This is a genomic window from Candidatus Spongiihabitans sp., assembly GCF_965237845.1.
Classification (GTDB): domain Bacteria; phylum Pseudomonadota; class Gammaproteobacteria; order Arenicellales; family Poriferihabitantaceae; genus Spongiihabitans.
The window spans coordinates 1,874,950-1,895,129 of record NZ_OZ250154.1 but is presented as its reverse complement, the minus strand read 5'-3'; the positions used below and the strand labels follow the sequence as shown (position 1 = coordinate 1,895,129).

Below are 20,180 nucleotides of genomic sequence, written 5' to 3'. Positions count from 1 at the left end.
CAGGAATGAATCAACAGGCATGTTTTTTACTTAACTTGATCGATCATAAACTGTACCGCAGCGGTGACCGCACTGTCGCTCAGAGAAGTGTTGCCGCCTTTAGGCGGCATTACCCCGGACGACCCGGTAAAACCCAGCAACGCATGTTCTACCAGACTATCCATTCCCTGTTCAATTCGCTCTTTCCAGTCGTCGACTTTTCCTAAAATCGGTGCGCCGGCAATGCCGCCAGCGTGACAGGTGGCGCAGGCCGTGTTGTAAACCGTTTCGCCGTCTTCAGCGGCGGCAGAATCGGATTCGTTGGTTGCAGCGCCTGCTCCAGCACTGCCGACATCAATGTTTAAAGTCCCTACGGCCGCCACTCTTGCTTCCAAAGATTCAGGTGAATTGTGATGAGCAATCGCATTTGAAAACAACAAAATGGCCATAACGTTGGTCATAACACTGGTAAAGGCAACACTAAAATATTTCATCATTCGCTAATCAAATAAAGAATACAATTAAAATAGGTGTTTATAATGGCCGAATCGGTAATAATTGTCATATCGCTTTTTGAATCGGCCAATGTTGTGCCAGAAATTCGGTGGAATTATACCGTATTTTGTACAAAACAATTTGCCCATAAATAATGCAGTTCGGCGGCGAGTTACCGAGTAAGCGGGAATTTCGTCTAAATTTGCAACGTTCAGGGTAGAACCATTTCTATACCAAATGGTGCAAAAAACAGTTTTTATATTTTTCATAAGCAAGTAGAATTGACAGCCGTTGCCTCTTTTCGTGGAGGCAACAGATACCATATGCAGGCCGCCACAAGTTGGAATCTTTAGTTATGTCCTTAATGCTTGGATGTGCGGCCATAACGCAAAACAACTTTGTAAGCAACCTTATTACAGGAGGGAGCAAATGACACTAGAAGAACTAGAAGCGGCCGTTATGGCGGCCAATACAATAAACCTCGAGGTTTATTATTATTGGTGTACCGCCATAATGATCCTGATTCACGCTGGCTTTTTGATGTACGAAATGGGCGCCTCCCGCGTCAAAAACACCCTGGCTTCCGGCACCAAAAACATTCTTGCCTTTGCATTCATGATTCCGACATTCTATATGTTTGGATGGTGGATATATCTGGCAATGATTAATGGTTTCATACCAGATTTTGAAGCAGGTGCAGGTGGTGTGCCATGGGGTGATTCCATGGGTCCAAACCTGCAGGATCATGCCTCGGGCGTATTCTGGGGTGCGTTTACCTTATTCGCCTGTACAACGGCTTCCATCATGTCTGGTGCGGTTATCGAGCGTATCAGAATGGCTGCATTCATCGTGCTGGCGGTGGTGCTCGGCTCTGTGGTCTGGAATCTTTCTGCATCGTGGGGATGGCATTATGCTGGCTGGATGGTGACAGGGTGGGGATACCACGATTTTGGCGCATCTGGTGTGGTACATATCATTTCAGGGTTTTTTGCCCTAGGTGTTTTGATCAATCTTGGACCCCGAATCGGCAAATACAACGACGATGGTTCACCCAACGTAATCAAAGGTCATAGTTTGCCCATGACCTGTGCGGGATTAATGCTGATTGTTTTTGGTTTCTTTGGCTTTCTTGGTGGTTGCATCATCTTTCCGGGAACTGAAGTAAGTTTTGACCCAGTAAATTGGACCAACATCTACGGTCAGCCAACAACACTATCAGCAATCACTTTCAATACGCTGATGGGGGTAGCAGGTGGCATTATTGGTTGTTACGTCATGACCCGGGATCCTTTCTGGATGATGTCCGGAGCCCTTTGCGGGATTATCTCCGTAGCTGCGGGTATGGATGTCTGGGACCCAAGTTTGTGTTTCGCCATAGCCTTCGCGGGCGGTATTCTCGGTCCATGGGCCGCGGGTGTTTTCGAGCGTATGGGTATTGACGACGCAGTAGGCGCGGTATCTGTTCACGGTATTTGTGGTATCTGGGGTGTGCTCGCTGTTGGCATATTTGTGGGTGGTTATCCAGAGTTCTCTGCCGACATTCCCCCAGCGACTTTCATGGGTCAGTTTAAGGGCATGATTGTTATGGTCCTACTGGGTTTTATCCCTGGATACGTAATCTCACTGATTTTCAAAATGTGTGGCATACTTCGCGCCAGCGATGGCGTGCAAACCGCGGGTATGGATGTTGAAGTGGTTGGTACAGCCTATCCTGAAGAAATTAAAAGCTAAACCTTAACTATCGGAGAAATATACTATGTTTAATTCAAGTCCTATAACATCCTGGGAAGGTGCTGGCGCATTTTTTAATTATGCCGGCTCCGGCGGTGCGGTCTTTTGGTTTTTTATTGCAGCTATCCTTTGCATCATTCCTGTGTTGGTGTCTTTAAAAGCGGAAAAGGCTGCCGAGGACAAGTACAAATAATGAATAATTAGTTTTACTATTCAAGCCGCGGTTGGTTTCCAGCCGCGGCTATTTACAGGGATGTATGCCGATTTTGCAGGAGCAAAAAATCGGCGATTTGCACTCCTGCCATCAAGAATCCTTCAACAAATCCTTCTTTGCCTGGTTCAGGTGTTCGATCATTAGATTCGACGCGTTTTCTATATCGCGCCTGATTATGGCGTTCAGCAGATCGCTATGTTGCCGATTGTATTGGGCTATTTTTTCCGGCGTTAATATATTATGTTTACGATGGCTCCACTGGGTATGGTTGCGAATATCATTAATTCGCTGATATATCCAAATCAGCAAGGGGTTTTGCGAGCAGTTGGCCAGCATTAAATGGAAAGTTTCATCTGCGGATGAAAAAGAATCCGGGTCTTGTTGACAATTAACCACATTGTCTAATGCTTGTTTCAGTTTTCTTAACTCCCGATTGTTGGCGTTAGAGACGACCAATTTAACAATATAAGGTTCTATGGCCAGTCGAGTCTCGATTAGATCCAACGGACTGGTTTCTTCAGATATAGCGTCTTGGTCGAATTTAATGTCGTGATTAACAAATGTGCCGCTGCCAAACTTTTTCCTGACAAAATTCGCTCGTTCTAATTGATTGAGAGCGGCTCTGACTGTTCCTCGCGCTACGGAAAATTGCTCTGCCAGGGATCTCTCGGTAGGCAGGCGCTCGTTATAAGCGTAGTCACCATTAACAATAGCGGCACGGATACGATTAAATAATCCGGCAGCGCCGAGTGTGACTTTCAAGTGGTCTTGCATGGTATTTTGAAGTGGGTTGTCTCTATCCGGTTAGAATGATACGCTGGTTGGTTCGGAAATGGTCTATTATAATTACCTTTGTCGGTCAATTTGGTATTGTAAACCTGTATAGATAATGGTTGAATACGGTTAATCACAAATTATCCGGCGAATGGTATAAAATTGTTTAAAATTATATGCACCTAAAATGTACCATAAATTTAATATCATCACTATATAAAAATCAGCCATGGCCTTTCCTCAGCACAGTGATTATTTAATTATTGGCGCTGGTATCCACGGACTAAGCACTGCCTATCATTTGGCGTTAGCACTCAAAGCCAAAGACAAGGGCGACGGCGGTAATATATTAGTCATCGATAAAACCGCTATCGGAGCAGGTGCTTCGGGCATCGCCTGTGGCGTTGTTAGAAATAACTATTTCCAACCGGCGATGCGCGAGTTAATGGCGCAATGCGTCGAAATATGGGAAAGCGACGCCACAGCCTATAGTTATCACCCGGTCGGCTATATGCAAATAAGCCCGGATTCCATGTTTGAAGATGTGGCCTCAATCGCCGAACAACAAAAACAGATTGGGTACGACTCCGTATTCATAGAAGGCGAGCAAGCCTCTATGGACTATATGAAAGGGCTTTTCCATGACTGGCAAGCAAAAGGCATCACCTCGGTCCTGCATGAAAAGAAAGGCGGCTTTGCAAATAATACAAAATCGTTATATGGCTTGGCAGGCAAAGCTGAAGCGCAAGGCGTTCGCATATTAACCGGCGTAAAGGCTGCCGGTTTTCAAAGCGATGATGCCAGTAGTGCGATCAAAGCAGTGGTAACCGATAAAGGCAATATTGCTTGTGATCAATTGATTGTCGCGCCGGGACCCTGGGCAAAAACTATTTGGGACATGCTTGAGTTGCCAAAAACGGTGGACATTAATTCCGCGGGCGAAATTCATCGGAATATCCCAATGTGGGTTTACTGGTCATTGCAGGAAGGCACTTTGGGCGTTGACCCGGATATGCAAAAAACCAATGATGGGAAATTACCGCCGGTTATTCATGTCGATTCCAATTCGCCATTGTATTCTGATGTGGACCGATCATTGATTACAGATGAAATATGGGGCATTTATTATAAACCCGATTTTCATTTTAATGGCGTACAAGGTGGTGCGGCGCCATTTAAAGTGGAAACGGATCCGGACCAAGTCGCCGTTGATCCTTATGGCGTGGATTCGCCGGAGTTTATCGTCGGGCCTGAATTTGCGCATATGTGGACCTCGGCGTTAGCCCATTGCCAAAAACGTTTTGAAGGTCAGACACCGAAATACAATGACCAACCGTCTGGTGGAATAGGTTCGTTTACCCCGGATAGTTTTCCGGTTTTCGATAGTTTCAGGGACAACTGTTATTTCATCGCCGATTCCAATCATGGTTACAAGATGCTTGGGGTTGGAAAATTGGTTGCCGAAGAACTGCTCGGTTCAAAAAGCAAGCTATTGGAACCTTTCCGTTTTTCGCGTTATATTGAAGGCAGGCTGCACCCGGTATCCAACAGCCCATTTCCCTGGAGTTAGTAAATAATAGAGCTAGTAAATAATTCGGATAAAACTTAACATAAATAAACAATTTGTCTATTGGAGAATAAAATGCCAAAAAAGAAAACCGCTACAAAGAAAACCGCGGGCGGCAAACGATCTACCAGTCGGGTGCAAACCTCGACTGATTTAGAGCGTCAAGTCAATGCCCCGGGCCGGGCGCAACTGGTTAAGCAGGTGCGCGCAAAAATCAAGGAAACCGGCGTAACCTACATTTACTTCCAGTTTGTTTCCGTGACCGGTCGAATCGTTGGCAAGGGCATTCCCGCTGACCATTGGGAACGAGTCGCAGAAAGAGGCTTTCAACTGGTTTACGGTTCTACCGCAAACCTGTTTATTGATCGGCATGGCGACTATATTGGCTATGGCCCTGAAGCATCGGAGTTGGTCGGCATCGCCGACCCTGAAACTTTTGTGCAATTGCCCTGGGATAAACGCATCGCCCGGGTATTTTGCACCTGCTATCGTAACCGCGAAGAGCGCGTTGACCCCGGTGCGCATCTGACCTCCGATTGTCGCGGCAACCTGGCAATTATCCATCGAGAGTTCGAGAAAAAGCACAACATGCACATGCGCGCCGGCACCGAGCCGGAAATGATGTGGCTCAGGTTGGACGAGAATAAACAACTGAAAGGGGGGGTTACTAAACCTAACTGCTATCACATAGATCAATTCGAAGAGCTTCGTCCAGCGTTTATGCAAGTTATCGAATATGGTGAAAAGATGGGGTTCGATATGATTCAGGGCGACCACGAAGATGCGCCCGGTCAGCTTGAATTGAACTGGATGTTCGACGATGTCCTGAGAAATTCTGATCGACTGACAACCTATCGTCAAATCTGCGCTCAGGTGGCCCGAGAAAAAGGTCTGCATGCCTGTTTCATGTCCAAGCCTTTCATGAACGTTTCTGCATCGGGTTGTCACCATAACGTTTCGTTATGGTCGGGCGGCAAGGACAAAGTCAACAAATTTCACCAAAAATCCATTGCCGGCATGGATGGCGTATTTACTTATCGTCAAGGCGGCAAGAACTATTTCATGCCAGACCCGAAAATCGACGCCGTTAAACCGGGCCCGATTGGTCTGCAGTCAATCGGCGGGGTTATCGAACACCTCGCCGCCTTGACTTCCATCGGCTCATCCACGGTTAATTCCTATCGGCGTTTGTGGGACACCGGTTTCTGGGCCCCGGTTTTTGCCGACTGGGGATTTCAAAACAGAACCTGTGCATTGCGCGTTTCAGCGCCAGGCCGTTTTGAATATCGTTCGGTGGATTCCATGGTAAACCCGTACCTGATGGGTGGCGCGCTGCTCAAAGTGTTCGATGACGGCATCTCCCGCAACCTTGATCCGGGCGAGCCCGAAGAGCGCAATATCTACACCGCGATGGAAGCCGGCAAGCAAGTCAAAAAACTGCCGATGACTTTGGGCGATGCCCTAAAAGCATTGGCAAAAGACGATGTGGTTCGCTCGGCCATGCCGGGCGAAATGTACCAGGTTTACCATCATTATAAAAATGATGAATGGGAGCGGTTTAATCATTCAGTGTCCGATTGGGATCTGGAAAATTATCTCGATTGCCTGCCATGAGCGACAACGCAGTTATTTGCCTAAGGGGAAAGCAATGCACTGGGAGATAGAAGAAGACATCCTCGTTCTTTGTCTTTACTTTGCGGTTAGCAGAAGAGCGGTCGGCCCTGCGCATCCGCAGGTAATCGAATTATCGAATTTTCTTCGTCGTGGTTGTGCATCTATCGCCATGCGCACTGGGAATTACGCGGCGATTGATCCTGAAAATGAGAACGCCGGGCTCAACCACCCCGCACAGCAAACGCAAAATGCGTGGAATCAATATCACGCTGACCTGAATTTGTTACAGCAGGAGTGTTCACGGATTCGCCTTGAAGCGCCGGATTTTGTTCAGCAACGTGAACCATCACTTTAATCAAACAGGAGACGAATTATGTGCGGTATTGCAGGACTAATCCATCGCGGCAGAAGTTCCGACGTTGGGGCGGAGATGACCTCAATGCTTCAATCTTTGAAGCATCGGGGGCCGGATTCGACCGGCTTCGCGCTGTACGGAAACCCGACCGAGGATCAGTATGTGATGCGCTTCAAAGTCGCCGAACAGGAAGACATGAACAAGGGCTTTGACATACATCGACAAATTGTTGAACGTCAAAAAGAAGTCGACCATCGACTGGAAAGCCTGGGCGCAAACGTAAAACGCCGTAATCAAGCGACCGAATATTCCCACCGATACACTTTTTCATTCGATGGCGATATGAGAAAACTCGCCGATTATGTCGAGGACATCGACGGCGTGGAAATTCTATCCATAGGGGCGTGCCTGGAATTGATCAAGGATCTGGGCGATGCCGCGATGGTATCTGAGCAATATGGCTTGGCCAACTTCGAAGGCACGCACGGCATCGGCCATACCCGTATGGCTACCGAATCTGATGTGGATATCCGCTCGGCGCACCCTTATTGGGCTTATCCGTTTAACGACGTTTCCGTTGTGCATAATGGTCAGCTTACTAACTACTGGAGTTTCCGTCGCCAGATGGAACGCCGTGGCCATCGTTTTGTGTCCAATTGTGATTCGGAATTAATTGCGGTTTATATCGCCGACCGAATCGGGCAGGGCGATGATCTTGAACAAGCCATGAACCGGTCTGTCGACGAACTGGATGGCGTGTTCACTTATCTGGTGGCAACCAGCGACAAACTGGGCATGGCGAAAGATGTCATGGCGGCCAAGCCCATGGTGTTATATGAAAGCGATGAATTTGTCGGGCTGGCTTCAGAAGAAGTCGCGATTCGCAGTATATTTCCAAGTGAAATTGAAACTTGGGATCCCTATCACGGGGAGGTAAAAGTATGGCAGGTGTAGGACATAAATCCCATGGCAAATCCCACGACATGGGTCTGCATGCCGAGCAGTTGGCCGGTCGAACGCAACAGCGTTTCTTTAGCGCCGCTGAGGAAGAAAATTTTACCTATCCCTGGGCTTACGAGGTTGACTTTGATAAAACCGCGGAGTTTGATGCTGAGGAAATGGATTCATCCGCAATTAACCTGAAAATTCGCGAACTGATGCAATCGGGTCACGGCACCATCACCGTAAAAAATCCTCGTGCCAAACACGGAGTGGGTGTGGGGATTCTGAATCGTTTAAACCTGAAATTTGAAGGCAGCCTAGGCTATTTCGGCTGCGGATTAGTCGATGGGCCTAACATTCACATCAGCGGTCGAGTCGGTTGGTCTTGTGCGGAAAACATGATGGCGGGTAAAGTCGTGATCGATAAAAATGCCGGCTCAACATTTGGCGCGGCGATTCGCGGCGGTGATTTAGTTTGTCGTGGCGATGTCGGCTCGCGCACCGGGATTGACCAAAAGGGCGGCACCATCATCGTTGGCGGTCGCACTGGCGCATTCTCTGGATTCATGATGCAGCGTGGGCGCATGATCATTTGTGGTGACGCGAGTAAAAATCTGGGTGATTCCATGTATGACGGCACTATCTACGTTGGCGGTCAGGTCGAAGACCTGGGTGTGGATTGCGTACCGGGTGAAATGAATGATACTGAGCTGAAATGGCTGAAAACCAAGTTGGGCATGTATGGCATTGAACCGGCTTGCGGAATCGAAAATTTAAAGAAATTCGTCTCCGGCAAACAGTTATGGAACTACGATAACCTTGAACCGGCCGAGAAGAAGTTAGTTCTTTAATTGCAGCCAAACGAAATAGGAGAAAAACATGAAATGTACAGGATGCGGTAAAAAACTCGCTTTCTTTGACATAGAGCAGAGAGATGGCATGTGTTTGAAATGCCACACTTCGAAGCAGGAAATTTTAGAAAGCGAAAAAAAAGAACTTGAAAGCAAACTTGCAAGCATTGTTCTAACCACGGACCGTTGTGGATTTTAAGATTAGAAAACGTCTGGGAATCATCACTGCTGAGTGCGTATTGGGTATGAATATATTCAGAGATATTTTCGCTGGAGTACGGGATATAGTCGGTGGGCGTAGCGAGGCAACGCAGAAAGTTTTGGGCGATCTCAGAATAACCGTCCTCAACGAACTTCGCAAAGAGGCATATGCTCTTGATGCTAATGTGGTGGTTGGTGTGGATTTGGATTACAGTGAATTCAGCGGCGGTGGTAAGTCCATGTTGTTTTTAGTGGCATCTGGAACCGCAGTGATTGCGGAAATGCAAGATACACAATAATCTCGTTACAACCATGAAAATGCACAAGAAACAGGGCAATTTTATCTTGAGAAGCATCACAAAATGCAATTAGAACGCCGATATATCGGATTACGCTTTCGGCTAATCCGACCTACGTCCTTTTAACAACCTTAACTATAACCAACCATGACAGTCAACAGAGACACCCATCACTTAGGGCAAAGTTTCATGTTCCCGCCGGAGGTGATTGATGATATTCATATAAAAGCTGAACTGGGACGTTACCGTATGCGCGGTTTCTCTTTGTTCAAAAAAATCCCGACCTGGGATGATCTGACTTTTATGCCAGGCACGCTGACTCGTTTTGTCATCGAGGGTTACCGCGAGAAATGTCTGACTGAAACCATAATTGGCCCCAAAGCAAAACGCCCCATGGTGTTGGATATTCCTGTTTATATCACCGGCATGAGTTTTGGCGCATTGTCATATGAAGCCAAAACCGCATTGGCTCGGGGTGCAACCATGGCTGGAACTGCGACCTGTTCCGGTGAAGGCGGCATGATTCCCGATGAACGCCGCTACTCCGAAAAGTGGATGTATCAATGTATTCAATCCCGTTACGGTTTTAATCCAAATCACTTGCGCCTTGCGGATTGCGTGGAATTTTTTATCGGTCAAGGCTGCAAAGTGGGGCTCGGTGGACACTTAATGGGTCAAAAAGTAACCGATCAGGTTGCCGAAATGCGCTCCTTGCCTGCTGGCATCGATCAGCGCTCCCCGGCCCGCCATCCTGACTGGCTCGGCCCCGATGATCTTGCATTGAAAATCAATGAAATTCGTGAGGCAACCAACGGTGAAATTCCTATCCAGTTAAAACTGGGGGCTGCGCGAGTTTACGATGACGTGCGCATGGCGGCTAAAACCGGCCCCGATTCCATCTATATTGATGGCATGGAAGGCGGCACTGGTGCGGGACCCCATCTTGCAACAGAAGAAACCGGCATACCGGGCATCGCGGCCATCCGACAAGCGCGCAAAGCCATTGAAGATGTCGGTAAATCCGGGGAAATATCCTTGGTTTATGCCGGTGGCATTCGTAACGGTGGTGATGTGGCTAAAGCGTTGGCGCTAGGTGCGGATGCGGTCGCCATCGGGCACTCTGCATTGATGGCGCTGAACTGTAACAAAGCGATTCCTGAAGCCGATTTCGAGAAAGAAATGGGCGTTGCCGCGGGTCATTGCTATCATTGTCACACTGGTCGATGCCCGGTTGGCATCGCCACCCAAGATCCAACCTTGCGTAAACGGCTAAACCCCGACCAAGCGGCGGAGAGGGTCTATAACTTCCTGCATACACTGACGATCGAAGCGCAGCTTTTGGCGCGCGCCTGTGGAAAAACCAATATCCACTCCCTTGAGCCTGAAGATTTAGCCGCATTAACCATGGAGGCTTCCGCATTGGCGCAAGTCCCGCTGGCGGGCACCCAACATACCGTCGGGCGGCCGGATATGACCCGATTTTAGGAGACTGAATGATGAGCAATGATGTAGATAAATTTATCGAATCCGATGGCTTGGATAGCGGTCGGGAAAAAGATATTGGTCAACACATCGGTTATCGTTATGACGTTAATCTGGCGCCGGATATGGCGCGTTGTCCGACATTTCTTAAAAAATACATGGCGATAATGGGGTGGGATGATTTGAACTGGCTTGAAGATGTGCATATGGGTTATGAGGAGGGCAGACCCGCTGTATTCGACCGTAACATCAATGGCTGGGTGCAGGTTCCGGAAGATATGAAACTGTCGGATAACCAACAGGACCGGGACATGATTGCCAGGCAATTATTGGTCAAATTCCAGATGGCAAAATCCCATCCTCTGGTAGATTTAATGAACGCCTATAAAAAATTCTAGCTGGTTTTCATTGTCCCTTAAAAAATCTGTAAGGCTGAGCAGATTGCCCTTGACTGGAATTCTTCTCGTTTTGAAACGGCGGCCTGAAAAGACGGCCTGAAAAGCTGGCAAGTTGAAAGCGATGACAAACTTAAGCATCAATCTCAATAAAATTGCATTACTCAGGAATTCCCGCGGCCGAGACTATCCTGATGTGGTCGCATATGCGAAGAAGTTTATCGATCTCGGGGTTCAGGGTATTACCATTCATCCGCGCCAGGACCAGCGCCACGCAAAGCGTTCGGATGCTTACGATCTGGCGAAATTGCTTAAGGACTTCAATCAGGTTGAGTTTAACATTGAAGGTTATCCAGCGGATGATTTCCTTGAGCTGATAGCGCAAACCAGGCCAGATCAATGCACCTTGGTTCCCGATGATGTTAATCAACTTACCTCAGACCATGGTTGGGATGTTGCCGGATCTCAGGAAATTTTAGGGTCCAGCCTGGAGCGTTTAAAAATCGCAGGTGTTCGCAGTTCGCTTTTCCTCGATCCCAATCTGAAACAAATTAAAGCCGCCGCGGCTATTGGCTGTGATCGTATTGAATTGTATACCGAACAATTTGCGGCATCATTTAACCGGGCATTTAACCCGGCATTTCACAAGGAAAACGCAGCGGAAGTATTCAAAAATTATAAAGAATCCGCAGCATATGCTCAGTCGCTGGGATTGGGAGTCAATGCCGGACATGATTTAGACCTCAACAATCTCGGCCGTTTCCTGGAGATAGACGGCATCCTGGAAGTGTCCATCGGTCATGCGCTGACAATTGAATGTCTCGATTCTGGTATGCAGCAAGTGGTCGCTCAATATTTACAGATTTGTTCTCAATAAATTGAGACCTTTGCATAATTACCGGAAGTGCGGCTTTAGCCGCGCAAGATGATTGCCGATGGCGGGACTAAAGTCCCACTTCCGATAGTATTTTGAATTATGCAAAGGTCTCAAATTGTATGTCGTGCTGCACCGTCAATGAGGATGGGCAATTGAGCGGCAAAAGCGCAATTTCAGGCTACTGCATAGCCGCGCCTGTATAAGCTCAGAAACATTTGGCACTCCGATGCAGAAGGATATCTATGCAACATCAGCATATCGGATACCAAACAAGGGCTTTGCCGCGTAGCCTGCTTAGGGCATGTACTGGCTACTCGACTGCAACACCGTCTTGCCTCATCATGGCCTCGGCTTGCAATCTCCTGCAACTTCCCCATTCATAATCAACCCGTGTGCCAAAGGGGGTGGACCCATACCGCGCCTTTATCTACGCCTTAAGGTTGGTTATAATTGCGCCCACTTTTTGTTGAGATGGAAATGAACAATACGCCCAAAATCCTGAGCAAAGCTGCCGAAGAAAACATCGTCAAACTCAAAGCTAAACTACGCCAGCTGTTTCAACTTGACCGCGGCGACCTGGATTTCGGCTTGTATCGCATTATGGCGCTGAAAAGCACCGAAGTTAGTGCATTTCTGGACAACGAACTGCTACCGCAGGTTACGGGCTTATTAGGAGATATTGCCAACTCCGACACTTCATTACTGCAAAAAAATATTGAAGACATATCCCAAAAGGCGAAAGATGCTGGTTTTGACCCCAAAGAATCCCCAAAGGTCAAGGAATTAAATACCCTGATAAAATCCGCCAAAAGCGACCAACAAACGGAAGCGGATACTTACAACCACCTTTACAACTTCTTCTCGCGCTACTACGACGAAGGTGATTTTATGTCGCTTCGCCGCTATAAAGGTGCGGGCAAAGAAGCCTATTCAATTCCCTACAACGGCGAAGAAGTAAAACTCCATTGGGCAAACGCCGATCAGTATTACATCAAGACAACCGAGAATTACGCCTCATATGTTTTCATTGTTGACAAAGAAGGAAAAGAATCCCGCGTACGTTTTGAGATTGCGGATGCCGATAATGAAAAAGACAATATCAAAGAAACCAACGGCAACCAACGCCTGTTTGTGCTAGCGAAGGATTTTGTCGCCTTCGACGAAAATCAGTTAACTATCCGCTTTGACCATCGCCCTTTAACCGAAGGCGAGAAAAAGAAACATCCGCAAAACGGCAACAAGCGACAGCACGCCATCAACCAAGAAACCGAACAGCGAATTCTCGCAAAAATTACCAAAGACCAAGAGGCATGGCTAATTCCAATTTTTGCGCCTTGCCCCACCGAAGCGGATGAAAACCGCACCTTGCTCGGCAAGCATATCACCGCCTATACAGCAAAGAACAGTTTTGATTATTTCATTCACAAGGACCTCGGCAGTTTCCTGCACCGGGAACTGGACAATTACCTGAAAAGCGAAGTCATATCCATTGATAACCTGGAATTGACAGACGATCCCACCGTATTCATACGCGGCTTGGCGCAAATAAAAGCGATAAAAAACGTCGGCAATAAAATCATAGATTTTCTGGCGCAATTGGAGGGCTTCCAAAAGCAACTATGGCTGAAAAGGAAATTTGTGTTGGAAACGCAATATTGTGTGACGCTTGATAAAGTGCCGCAATCGCTCTATTCGGAGATTGCCAAAAACAAGTCGCAGCGAGATGAATGGGTCAAACTGTTCGCCATTGACGAGATAAATGGTGACCTTGCCGCAACCGCTTACAGCAAGCCATTGAAGTTGAAATTTCTCAACGAGAATCCGTATCTGGTTTTGGATACCCGGCATTTCGATAAAGGGTTTTCGGACAAACTGCTCGCCGCTTTATCGGAAGCCGGGGCGATAGAGGAACAGATGAGCGGCTTGCTGGTGCACGGGGAAAATTTTCAGGCATTGAATTTAATGCAGGAAAGGTATCGGGGGCGGGTGAAGTGCGTTTATATTGATCCGCCGTATAACACGGATGCCTCTGCGATTATGTACAAGAACGGATATAAAAATAGTTCTTGGCTTTCATTTATGCACGACAGACTTGTGTGGTCTAAAAATATTTTGACTAGAAATGGCATTTTGTGTTGTGCAATTGACGATGAGGAAGTATCGCTATTACGCACTTTACTGCAATCCGTATTTACGAAGGAAATCGGTATTGCGCCGGTGCGCTCAAACCCTGTGGGTCGTAAGTCAACCGGTCAGTTTTCACCTACGCATGAATATGCGCTGTTTTATGGGCAGGATGAATCTATTCCCGGTGTGTTACAAAAAACCGAAAAACAAATTTCTCGTTACCGCTTTTCTGATGAGAGGGGACGCTATGACTGGTTAACACTGATACGACAAGGGTCAAACGATAAAAGAGAAGATGCCCCTAAAATGTTCTATCCAATTTATGTTGGGAACAATGATGCAATTCGCATCCCTAAAATGGAATGGGATGAATCAGGGCGGGAGTACAAAATTTTAGAAACCCCGAAGAAAGACGAAGTCGTTGTTTGGCCGGTTAGGGAAAACGGCAACGGTAAAATAGAGAAAAACTGGCACAGAGGATGGGAGCGTGTTCGGTTAGAACTGAGCGAGTATCGTGTACTTCGTGATGACAACGGTGGTATCAACATACAATTTAAAACTTATATGGACGAGCGCGCAATGCCGCAAACATGGTGGGACAAGAAAGAGTATGCTTCTGCCAATCATGGGGCGATTATCACTAAAGAATTGTTTGGCGAAATGCCTTTTGATTTTCCTAAATCAGTCAAGTTAGTGGAAGATTGTTTGCGTGCATCCGGTGCAGACAGCTCGGATGTTAATGTCATTGATTATTTCGCCGGCTCCGGCACCACCGGTCATGCAGTAATAAACCTCAACCGAGAAGATAATGGCAACCGCAAATACATCCTCGTCGAAGTCGGGCATCATTTTGAAACCGTGCTTTTGCCGCGAATGAAAAAAGTCGCTTATTCCAAGGATTGGAAAGGCGGCAAGCCGAAGGGAAGAGAAGGCATCAGCCAGTTATTCAAATACATCCGCCTTGAATCCTACGAAGACACGCTGGACAGTTTAACGGTTAAATCGCGCGCCGATTTGGTTGATACGGCAGAAACAAAAATGTTCGCAGAAGATTACCAACTGCGCTACGCGCTTGGCGAAGAAACCGCGGAAAGCGCGTCACTGGTAGGCAAAGATTTTATAGACCCATTCAATTACACCTTGTCCGTAGTGCGCGATGGCATCCGCCGCGATGTCCGGGCAGACCTTGTAGAAACTTTTAACTTTCTGCTTGGCTTGCGGTTATCCGCTCGCCGGCAAATAGAAAATGTTTTGACCATCACCGGTACAAATTCCAAAGACGAAAACTGCCTCATCCTGTGGCGCAACCTGGAGAAAATGAACGCATCCAAACTGGATAAGTGGTTTCTCAAACACCGCAAAACCTTTGGCGATGATTTGAACTGTATTTATGCGAACGGTGACCACACCTTGAATATGCTCAGAAAACCAAACGAAAAATGGGAAGCGGTTACCACTGAGCTGGTTTTCCGGGAATTGATGTTTGAGAGGGCGGAGTAATGACAGATAAAAAAGGAAAAGAATGGCGAGAACTAACATTCTCACAAAGAGAAGGAAAAACGCCTTTGCCGGAACCTTTGCAAGCAGGAGTCTTGACAAAAAGATTCAGGAATCGAGTTTGGCGTGTTATTGAAATAAGCATAAGCCATAACTCCACTAATGATTCATTTGATGATTCATTTGCATCGTATTTTACTAAAACTGCAGAGGGAAGATTTTTCAAAAAATTTCCCTATTCATATCGATTTAATGTGTTGGATATACCTCATGACGAAATCGGAATAATAGAAACAGAGGAGGTGAAGGGCTGGCTTAGGAATCTAATTCTAAAGGCAGAAATCTATGAACTCCTTACCATCATAGAGTATATGTTGCGCCGTTCATATATGCCTAAACCTTTAAGCGATCAGATAAAAGATTGCTTTGACGACGCTCCATATATTATCAGTTGTTCAAGTGAACCAATATGTATTATTCCTGCTACAAGCGAGGAAATGAAGGAAAGCGTCAAACGATCATTAGACAACATCAACCAATCTAAATTGACCGGATCAAAGTCTCATCTTTGCAATGCTGCACAAGAACTGAGCAACAACAATTATGCCGCTGCCATTCGGGAAAGCATACATGCGGTTGAAGCGGCTGCCCGACAGATTGATTCTAAAGCTTCAAAGGGTCTCGGTGCTGCATTGGATTCGCTTGAACAAAATGGAATGCTTAACCACAAGGCGTTGCAAGATGCTTTCATGAAACTCTACGGCTATACAAATGATGAGCAAGGAATTCGCCATCCATTGATTGAAAAAAACGCCGCCTATGTCGGGTTTGACGAAGCAATTTTTATGTATGGCGCTTGCGTGTCATTTATTGATTATCTTGTCAGCAGGCATAGACAGAGACAAGAAAAATGACGGCGCTTGAAAAAAGAATGGTGTTGCACCGTTTTATGTGCAACCAATTCGATTATGCCAGCTTACGCGCGATGTTAAAGCGGCTAGACGGTTTGCCGGAGGGACTTGCCGAGAACAACACGACCCGGTTTTTCCAAACACTCTCTAACTACCTGCATCCGTACCCAACGGAAGCGACACAGAACGACCTTGCCCGCTATGACGAAAACATAATCGCCCATAGCCAAACTTTGGGAATGACGATTGAAAAGGGCAAATCGTGGAAGCCATTTCAATATCTCGCCTTGCTTTTTACCGAGCGCTATCTTGATTTGTATTTCCAAGATGCTGAAATCCTGATTGAAAAACTAAACAGATGGAAACGACAAGAAAGGGAGTCCGGTATTCCCGACTATGATATTGCCGACTATACGATCGACGATCTATGCACGCTTGCTTTTCAAAGCGCGACCGGTTCGGGCAAAACATTGCTACTACACGCTAACATCCTGCAATACAAACACTACCTGAAAGAATACAAACGGTTACACAAACTCAACAAAATTATATTGGTAACGCCGGACGAGGGGCTTTCCCGCCAGCACTTGCGCGAACTGCAATCAAGCGGCATACCGGCGCAACTTCTCTCCGACAATGCGGGGCCGGGCTTGTTTTCTCAAGGTGGCGCAATCGTGGACATCATTGACCTGCACAAACTGGATGAAAAAAAAGGCATTAAGCGCGTCGCGCTGGAATCCTTTGAAGAAAACAACCTTGTTATGGTTGATGAGGGTCATTTGGGAACCGGCGGCAGGGTTTGGAGAAAACGCCGCAAGCAACTCGCCACAAATGGTTTCACTTTTGAATACTCGGCAACATTCAATCAGGCGGTTTCGGGTAGCGGGGGGGATATAAAGAAACTGCGCGATGAATACGGCAAGTCAATTTTGTTTGATTATTCCTACAAATTTTTCTACGGAGACGGTTACGGCAAGGATTACCAAATATCTAATTTGCAACAGACCGATGATGGCGAAGCGAACAACTTTTACCTGCTTGCTTGTTTGTTGATGTTTTATCAGCAGTGCCGAATCTACGAGGACAAAAGCGGACAGTGGCGGGAGTTCAACATAGCTCCGCCGTTGTGGGTTTTTCTCGGAAAGACCGTGAACGGCGGCAACTCCGCCGGAAAGAAAGCGACTGAAACTGATGTGGTCAGAATCGTAAACTTTATAGCCTGGGTGCAAAGCAAGCGGCAAGATGTGGTGCCGGGAATTACCAAACTGCTAAGCGGCAATACCGGACTGACTGATGAAAACGGAGCAGACATTTTTAGTAAGTCTTTTTCCTATATTAAAGAAACGAAACCGCTACAAGTTTACGATGACTTGTTGATAACCGTCTTTCGCGCATATGGACAATTACATATCTCTCACTTGACAAGCTTGGATGAACTGCAACTCAGTACCGGGGATGCAAACCCGTTTGGGGTCATCAATGTCGGCGATGCATCCGGGTTGTACACAAAACTTGAGGCGGTTGAAAATCCGCTATTCTCGCTTTCAAAAAACGCATTCACCCAACCACTTTTCGGCGATGTGGACAATTATAACTCGCCGGTAAATATCGTCATCGGCGCACGCAAATTCGCTGCCGGCTGGAACTCGTGGCGGGTCAGCACAATGGGGCTTATGCATGTTGGGGCGGGCGAGGGTCCGCAAATAATTCAGATGTTTGGCAGGGGAATTCGTCTCAAGGGATACGATATGTCGCTCAAGCGGCACACCGCGCTTGCAGGGGCACGCCCGCAAGATAGTAACCAACTCAAATTAATAGAAACGCTAAACATCTTTGGTCTCAAAGCCAACTATATGGACAAATTCAAAGAGTATCTTCAAAAAGAAGGTATTAACGTTGACCGGGTTGCTTTTATATTGCCTACCAAAAAACAATTCGGGAAGGTAAAGAATCTAAAAATTCTCAAAAAACAAGACAATGTCGGCGAGTTTCAATACGCTGGCAAGATTATTGACTTGCCAAAGAAACCCAAATTAAATGATAGCGTGACGCTTGATCGCTACAAGCGTTTGCAGGTTCTTGAATCGAATCAAAATCATGCAGGCGGCAACATATCCGCCAAGGAAGAACACAAACTTGAAAAAAAGCATTTGTCTTTAATAAACAAACTGTCGGTCTATCACAAGGTGCTGGAACGCAAACGCAGGTTTCAGTGGCATAACATGACCATTGCTCAGGCAACAGTGAACGCGCTGCTTGAAAACCAGGATTGGTATGAACTGTACATTCCGCCTGAGAAACTTATACCGTCCGAATACAGCAGGGTGCGCGAATGGGAAAGCCTTGCGGTTGATTTGATTTGTGAATACGCTAATCAACATTGGCGCAGAAAGAGAAATAAATGGGAGCATGAACATATCGAAGTTGCGCCGCTGGATGATGAAAACTTGAACTATGTCGAGGCATACCAACTGTCGGTTGATACCAAAGAGGAAGGCTTGATAAAAGAGATTGAGCAGTTGGCGAAAGAGGTGGCGCAAGGTAACTACGAGAAGGAGATCAAATTACCCTCTGTGCAACTCTCGCTTCTGGCGCCAGCTTTTCATGCTTACATTCCCTTGCTTCAAGCGTCTGTCGGTGCGGGAGAGTCCGTTAAAATCTCACCGCTTGCGCTGAATGATGGCGAAGCTGATTTTGTTGGATACCTGAAAGTTATTGTGGAAAACCAGAATATTGATTTTCTACAAGGCAAAGAAATATACCTGATGCGTAATCTCAGCCGTGGGAAAGGGGTTTCTTTCTTTGATGATTATTCTTTTTATCCGGATTTCATTCTTTGGGTTAGAGACTCAAACAGGCAGGACATTCTGTTTATAGATCCCAAGGGGCTTGTTCACTTTAACAGCAAAGTTAAATCCAAAGTGAATTTGCATACGCGCATAAAAGAAACCGAGAAAAAAATTCAACTGCAACACCCAGATATTTTTCTGCATTCATACATTTGGTCTGTCACAAAACCTAAAGATATTGGCTCTGACACCGAGATGACGGATGAAAGTTGTCGGGGAATGGGCATATTTCTGGCGCAGGGAAAGTTTTTGGCAGTGCGCGCCCTGTTACAACATGCGCTTGGTGTTGTATAGCGGTTGTTAGGGTACAGAGAACGCGCGACTTGATGATGCGGAGCCTCCGTGTAATCAAGGCTTCGTCCCACCATTGGCTGGCGGCGATGAAAAGCAGGTGTTACTGCATACAAGGTTTGTTATTTTCGGTCCCATACCAGCTTTCGGCCGCTTGCCCCACACAAGGTTTTTACTGCAACGCTGTTGGCCATTTCTGAATCTGTCCACGGGATAGCCTCAGCATCTGCGAAAATAAAATTTGGGTCTTGACTAGTCAAGCAATTATTTGACAATGAGTACAGGACATTTTGCAAGTGTTTCAACACGTTGGGATACGCCGCCACGCAACAGCCCTTCTATATCACCCATGCCCCTTGATCCAAGAACGATCAAATCTGAATTATGGCGTGTAGCAGTTGCAATAATGGTGCGTGCGATGGATCCTTGTTCGACCTCCACTTCCACCTCTGATACACCAGCAGTTTTGGCTCTTTTAACATCGTTCTTTAACATGTGTTGCGCCGCGTTCATGAGCACATCGATATTCGTTGTGCCTGGTATATGCTCGTTCTTGACGAATTGTTTCATCACTTCCGGCATCTTATCCAGTTTCACTACATGTATAAGAACAAGTTTTGCATTAACGCCTTGTGCAATTTGAGAAGCTATTTTGACCGCTTTGGAAGATTGAGGGGATCCGTCAACTGCGAGTAAGATATTTGAAATCATTGTTCAGGCGTCTAAATC

The 20,180-nt window shown here is 46.7% G+C and carries 18 protein-coding genes; 15 read left to right on the top strand and 3 right to left on the bottom strand.

Going from position 1 to position 20,180, the window contains the following annotated elements:
• Positions 1 to 26: 26 nt before the first annotated feature.
• On the bottom strand, positions 27 to 476 hold the full coding sequence (locus tag ACPXXB_RS09025; RefSeq protein WP_423906804.1) for a c-type cytochrome: 450 nt from the start codon (positions 474 to 476) through the stop codon (positions 27 to 29).
• A gap of 427 nt (positions 477 to 903) precedes the next feature.
• Here ACPXXB_RS09025 and ACPXXB_RS09020 point away from each other — a divergent pair, with 427 nt between their 5' ends.
• Together ACPXXB_RS09020 and ACPXXB_RS09015 are read left to right on the top strand one after the other, a co-directional pair.
• Positions 904 to 2,205 carry an ammonium transporter gene (locus ACPXXB_RS09020; RefSeq protein WP_423906801.1) on the top strand — a complete coding sequence of 434 codons (1,302 nt, stop codon included), beginning with the start codon at positions 904 to 906 and terminating at the stop codon, positions 2,203 to 2,205.
• Positions 2,206 to 2,230: 25 nt separating this feature from the next.
• Positions 2,231 to 2,398 carry a hypothetical protein gene (locus tag ACPXXB_RS09015; protein WP_423906799.1) on the top strand — a complete coding sequence of 56 codons (168 nt, stop codon included), beginning with the start codon at positions 2,231 to 2,233 and terminating at the stop codon, positions 2,396 to 2,398.
• 111 nt (positions 2,399 to 2,509) lie between these two features.
• On the opposite strand, the gene ACPXXB_RS09010 is transcribed toward ACPXXB_RS09015, so the two are convergent.
• Complete coding sequence (locus ACPXXB_RS09010) at positions 2,510 to 3,193, bottom strand: FadR/GntR family transcriptional regulator (RefSeq protein ID WP_423906796.1); 684 nt, start codon at positions 3,191 to 3,193, stop codon at positions 2,510 to 2,512.
• 229 nt (positions 3,194 to 3,422) lie between these two features.
• Between ACPXXB_RS09010 and ACPXXB_RS09005 the strand changes: the two genes are divergently transcribed.
• The 13 genes from ACPXXB_RS09005 (at position 3,423) to ACPXXB_RS08945 (ending at position 19,454) form a co-directional block, all read left to right on the top strand.
• A complete protein-coding gene (locus tag ACPXXB_RS09005) occupies positions 3,423 to 4,763 on the top strand; it encodes an NAD(P)/FAD-dependent oxidoreductase (RefSeq protein ID WP_423906795.1) in 1,341 nt (446 codons plus the stop codon).
• Between the two features lie 72 nt (positions 4,764 to 4,835).
• Positions 4,836 to 6,374 (top strand): glutamine synthetase family protein, encoded by a 1,539-nt coding sequence (locus ACPXXB_RS09000; protein WP_423906792.1) that lies wholly within the window; start codon positions 4,836 to 4,838, stop codon positions 6,372 to 6,374.
• A 34-nt stretch (positions 6,375 to 6,408) separates the two neighbouring features.
• Positions 6,409 to 6,729 carry a hypothetical protein gene (locus ACPXXB_RS08995; RefSeq protein WP_423906789.1) on the top strand — a complete coding sequence of 107 codons (321 nt, stop codon included), beginning with the start codon at positions 6,409 to 6,411 and terminating at the stop codon, positions 6,727 to 6,729.
• 18 nt (positions 6,730 to 6,747) lie between these two features.
• On the top strand, positions 6,748 to 7,683 hold the full coding sequence (locus ACPXXB_RS08990; RefSeq protein ID WP_423906786.1) for a glutamine amidotransferase: 936 nt from the start codon (positions 6,748 to 6,750) through the stop codon (positions 7,681 to 7,683).
• On the top strand, positions 7,671 to 8,522 hold the full coding sequence (locus ACPXXB_RS08985; RefSeq protein ID WP_423906783.1) for a GXGXG motif-containing protein: 852 nt from the start codon (positions 7,671 to 7,673) through the stop codon (positions 8,520 to 8,522). Before ACPXXB_RS08990 ends, ACPXXB_RS08985 begins: the two co-directional genes overlap by 13 nt.
• 28 nt (positions 8,523 to 8,550) lie before the next feature.
• A complete protein-coding gene (locus ACPXXB_RS08980) occupies positions 8,551 to 8,721 on the top strand; it encodes a hypothetical protein (protein WP_423906781.1) in 171 nt (56 codons plus the stop codon).
• Positions 8,711 to 9,022 (top strand): YbjQ family protein, encoded by a 312-nt coding sequence (locus ACPXXB_RS08975; protein ID WP_423906779.1) that lies wholly within the window; start codon positions 8,711 to 8,713, stop codon positions 9,020 to 9,022. The genes ACPXXB_RS08980 and ACPXXB_RS08975 overlap by 11 nt, the downstream gene beginning before the upstream one ends.
• A gap of 147 nt (positions 9,023 to 9,169) precedes the next feature.
• Positions 9,170 to 10,507: an FMN-binding glutamate synthase family protein gene (locus tag ACPXXB_RS08970; protein WP_423906778.1), complete on the top strand. Its 1,338-nt coding sequence runs from the start codon at positions 9,170 to 9,172 to the stop codon at positions 10,505 to 10,507.
• 8 nt (positions 10,508 to 10,515) lie between these two features.
• Complete coding sequence (locus tag ACPXXB_RS08965) at positions 10,516 to 10,902, top strand: hypothetical protein (protein WP_423906775.1); 387 nt, start codon at positions 10,516 to 10,518, stop codon at positions 10,900 to 10,902.
• A 121-nt stretch (positions 10,903 to 11,023) separates the two neighbouring features.
• Positions 11,024 to 11,776, top strand: a complete 753-nt coding sequence (locus tag ACPXXB_RS08960) for a pyridoxine 5'-phosphate synthase (protein WP_423906774.1) — start codon at positions 11,024 to 11,026, stop codon at positions 11,774 to 11,776.
• 477 nt (positions 11,777 to 12,253) lie between these two features.
• Positions 12,254 to 15,403 (top strand): site-specific DNA-methyltransferase, encoded by a 3,150-nt coding sequence (locus tag ACPXXB_RS08955; RefSeq protein WP_423906771.1) that lies wholly within the window; start codon positions 12,254 to 12,256, stop codon positions 15,401 to 15,403.
• Positions 15,403 to 16,314: an AbiJ-NTD4 domain-containing protein gene (locus tag ACPXXB_RS08950; protein ID WP_423906768.1), complete on the top strand. Its 912-nt coding sequence runs from the start codon at positions 15,403 to 15,405 to the stop codon at positions 16,312 to 16,314. The genes ACPXXB_RS08955 and ACPXXB_RS08950 overlap by 1 nt, the downstream gene beginning before the upstream one ends.
• Positions 16,311 to 19,454 (top strand): DEAD/DEAH box helicase family protein, encoded by a 3,144-nt coding sequence (locus tag ACPXXB_RS08945; protein WP_423906766.1) that lies wholly within the window; start codon positions 16,311 to 16,313, stop codon positions 19,452 to 19,454. The genes ACPXXB_RS08950 and ACPXXB_RS08945 overlap by 4 nt, the downstream gene beginning before the upstream one ends.
• 261 nt (positions 19,455 to 19,715) lie before the next feature.
• Here the strand turns inward: ACPXXB_RS08945 and ACPXXB_RS08940 are convergent, their stop codons facing one another.
• Positions 19,716 to 20,162 (bottom strand): universal stress protein, encoded by a 447-nt coding sequence (locus ACPXXB_RS08940; RefSeq protein WP_423906763.1) that lies wholly within the window; start codon positions 20,160 to 20,162, stop codon positions 19,716 to 19,718.
• Positions 20,163 to 20,180: the final 18 nt, after the last annotated feature.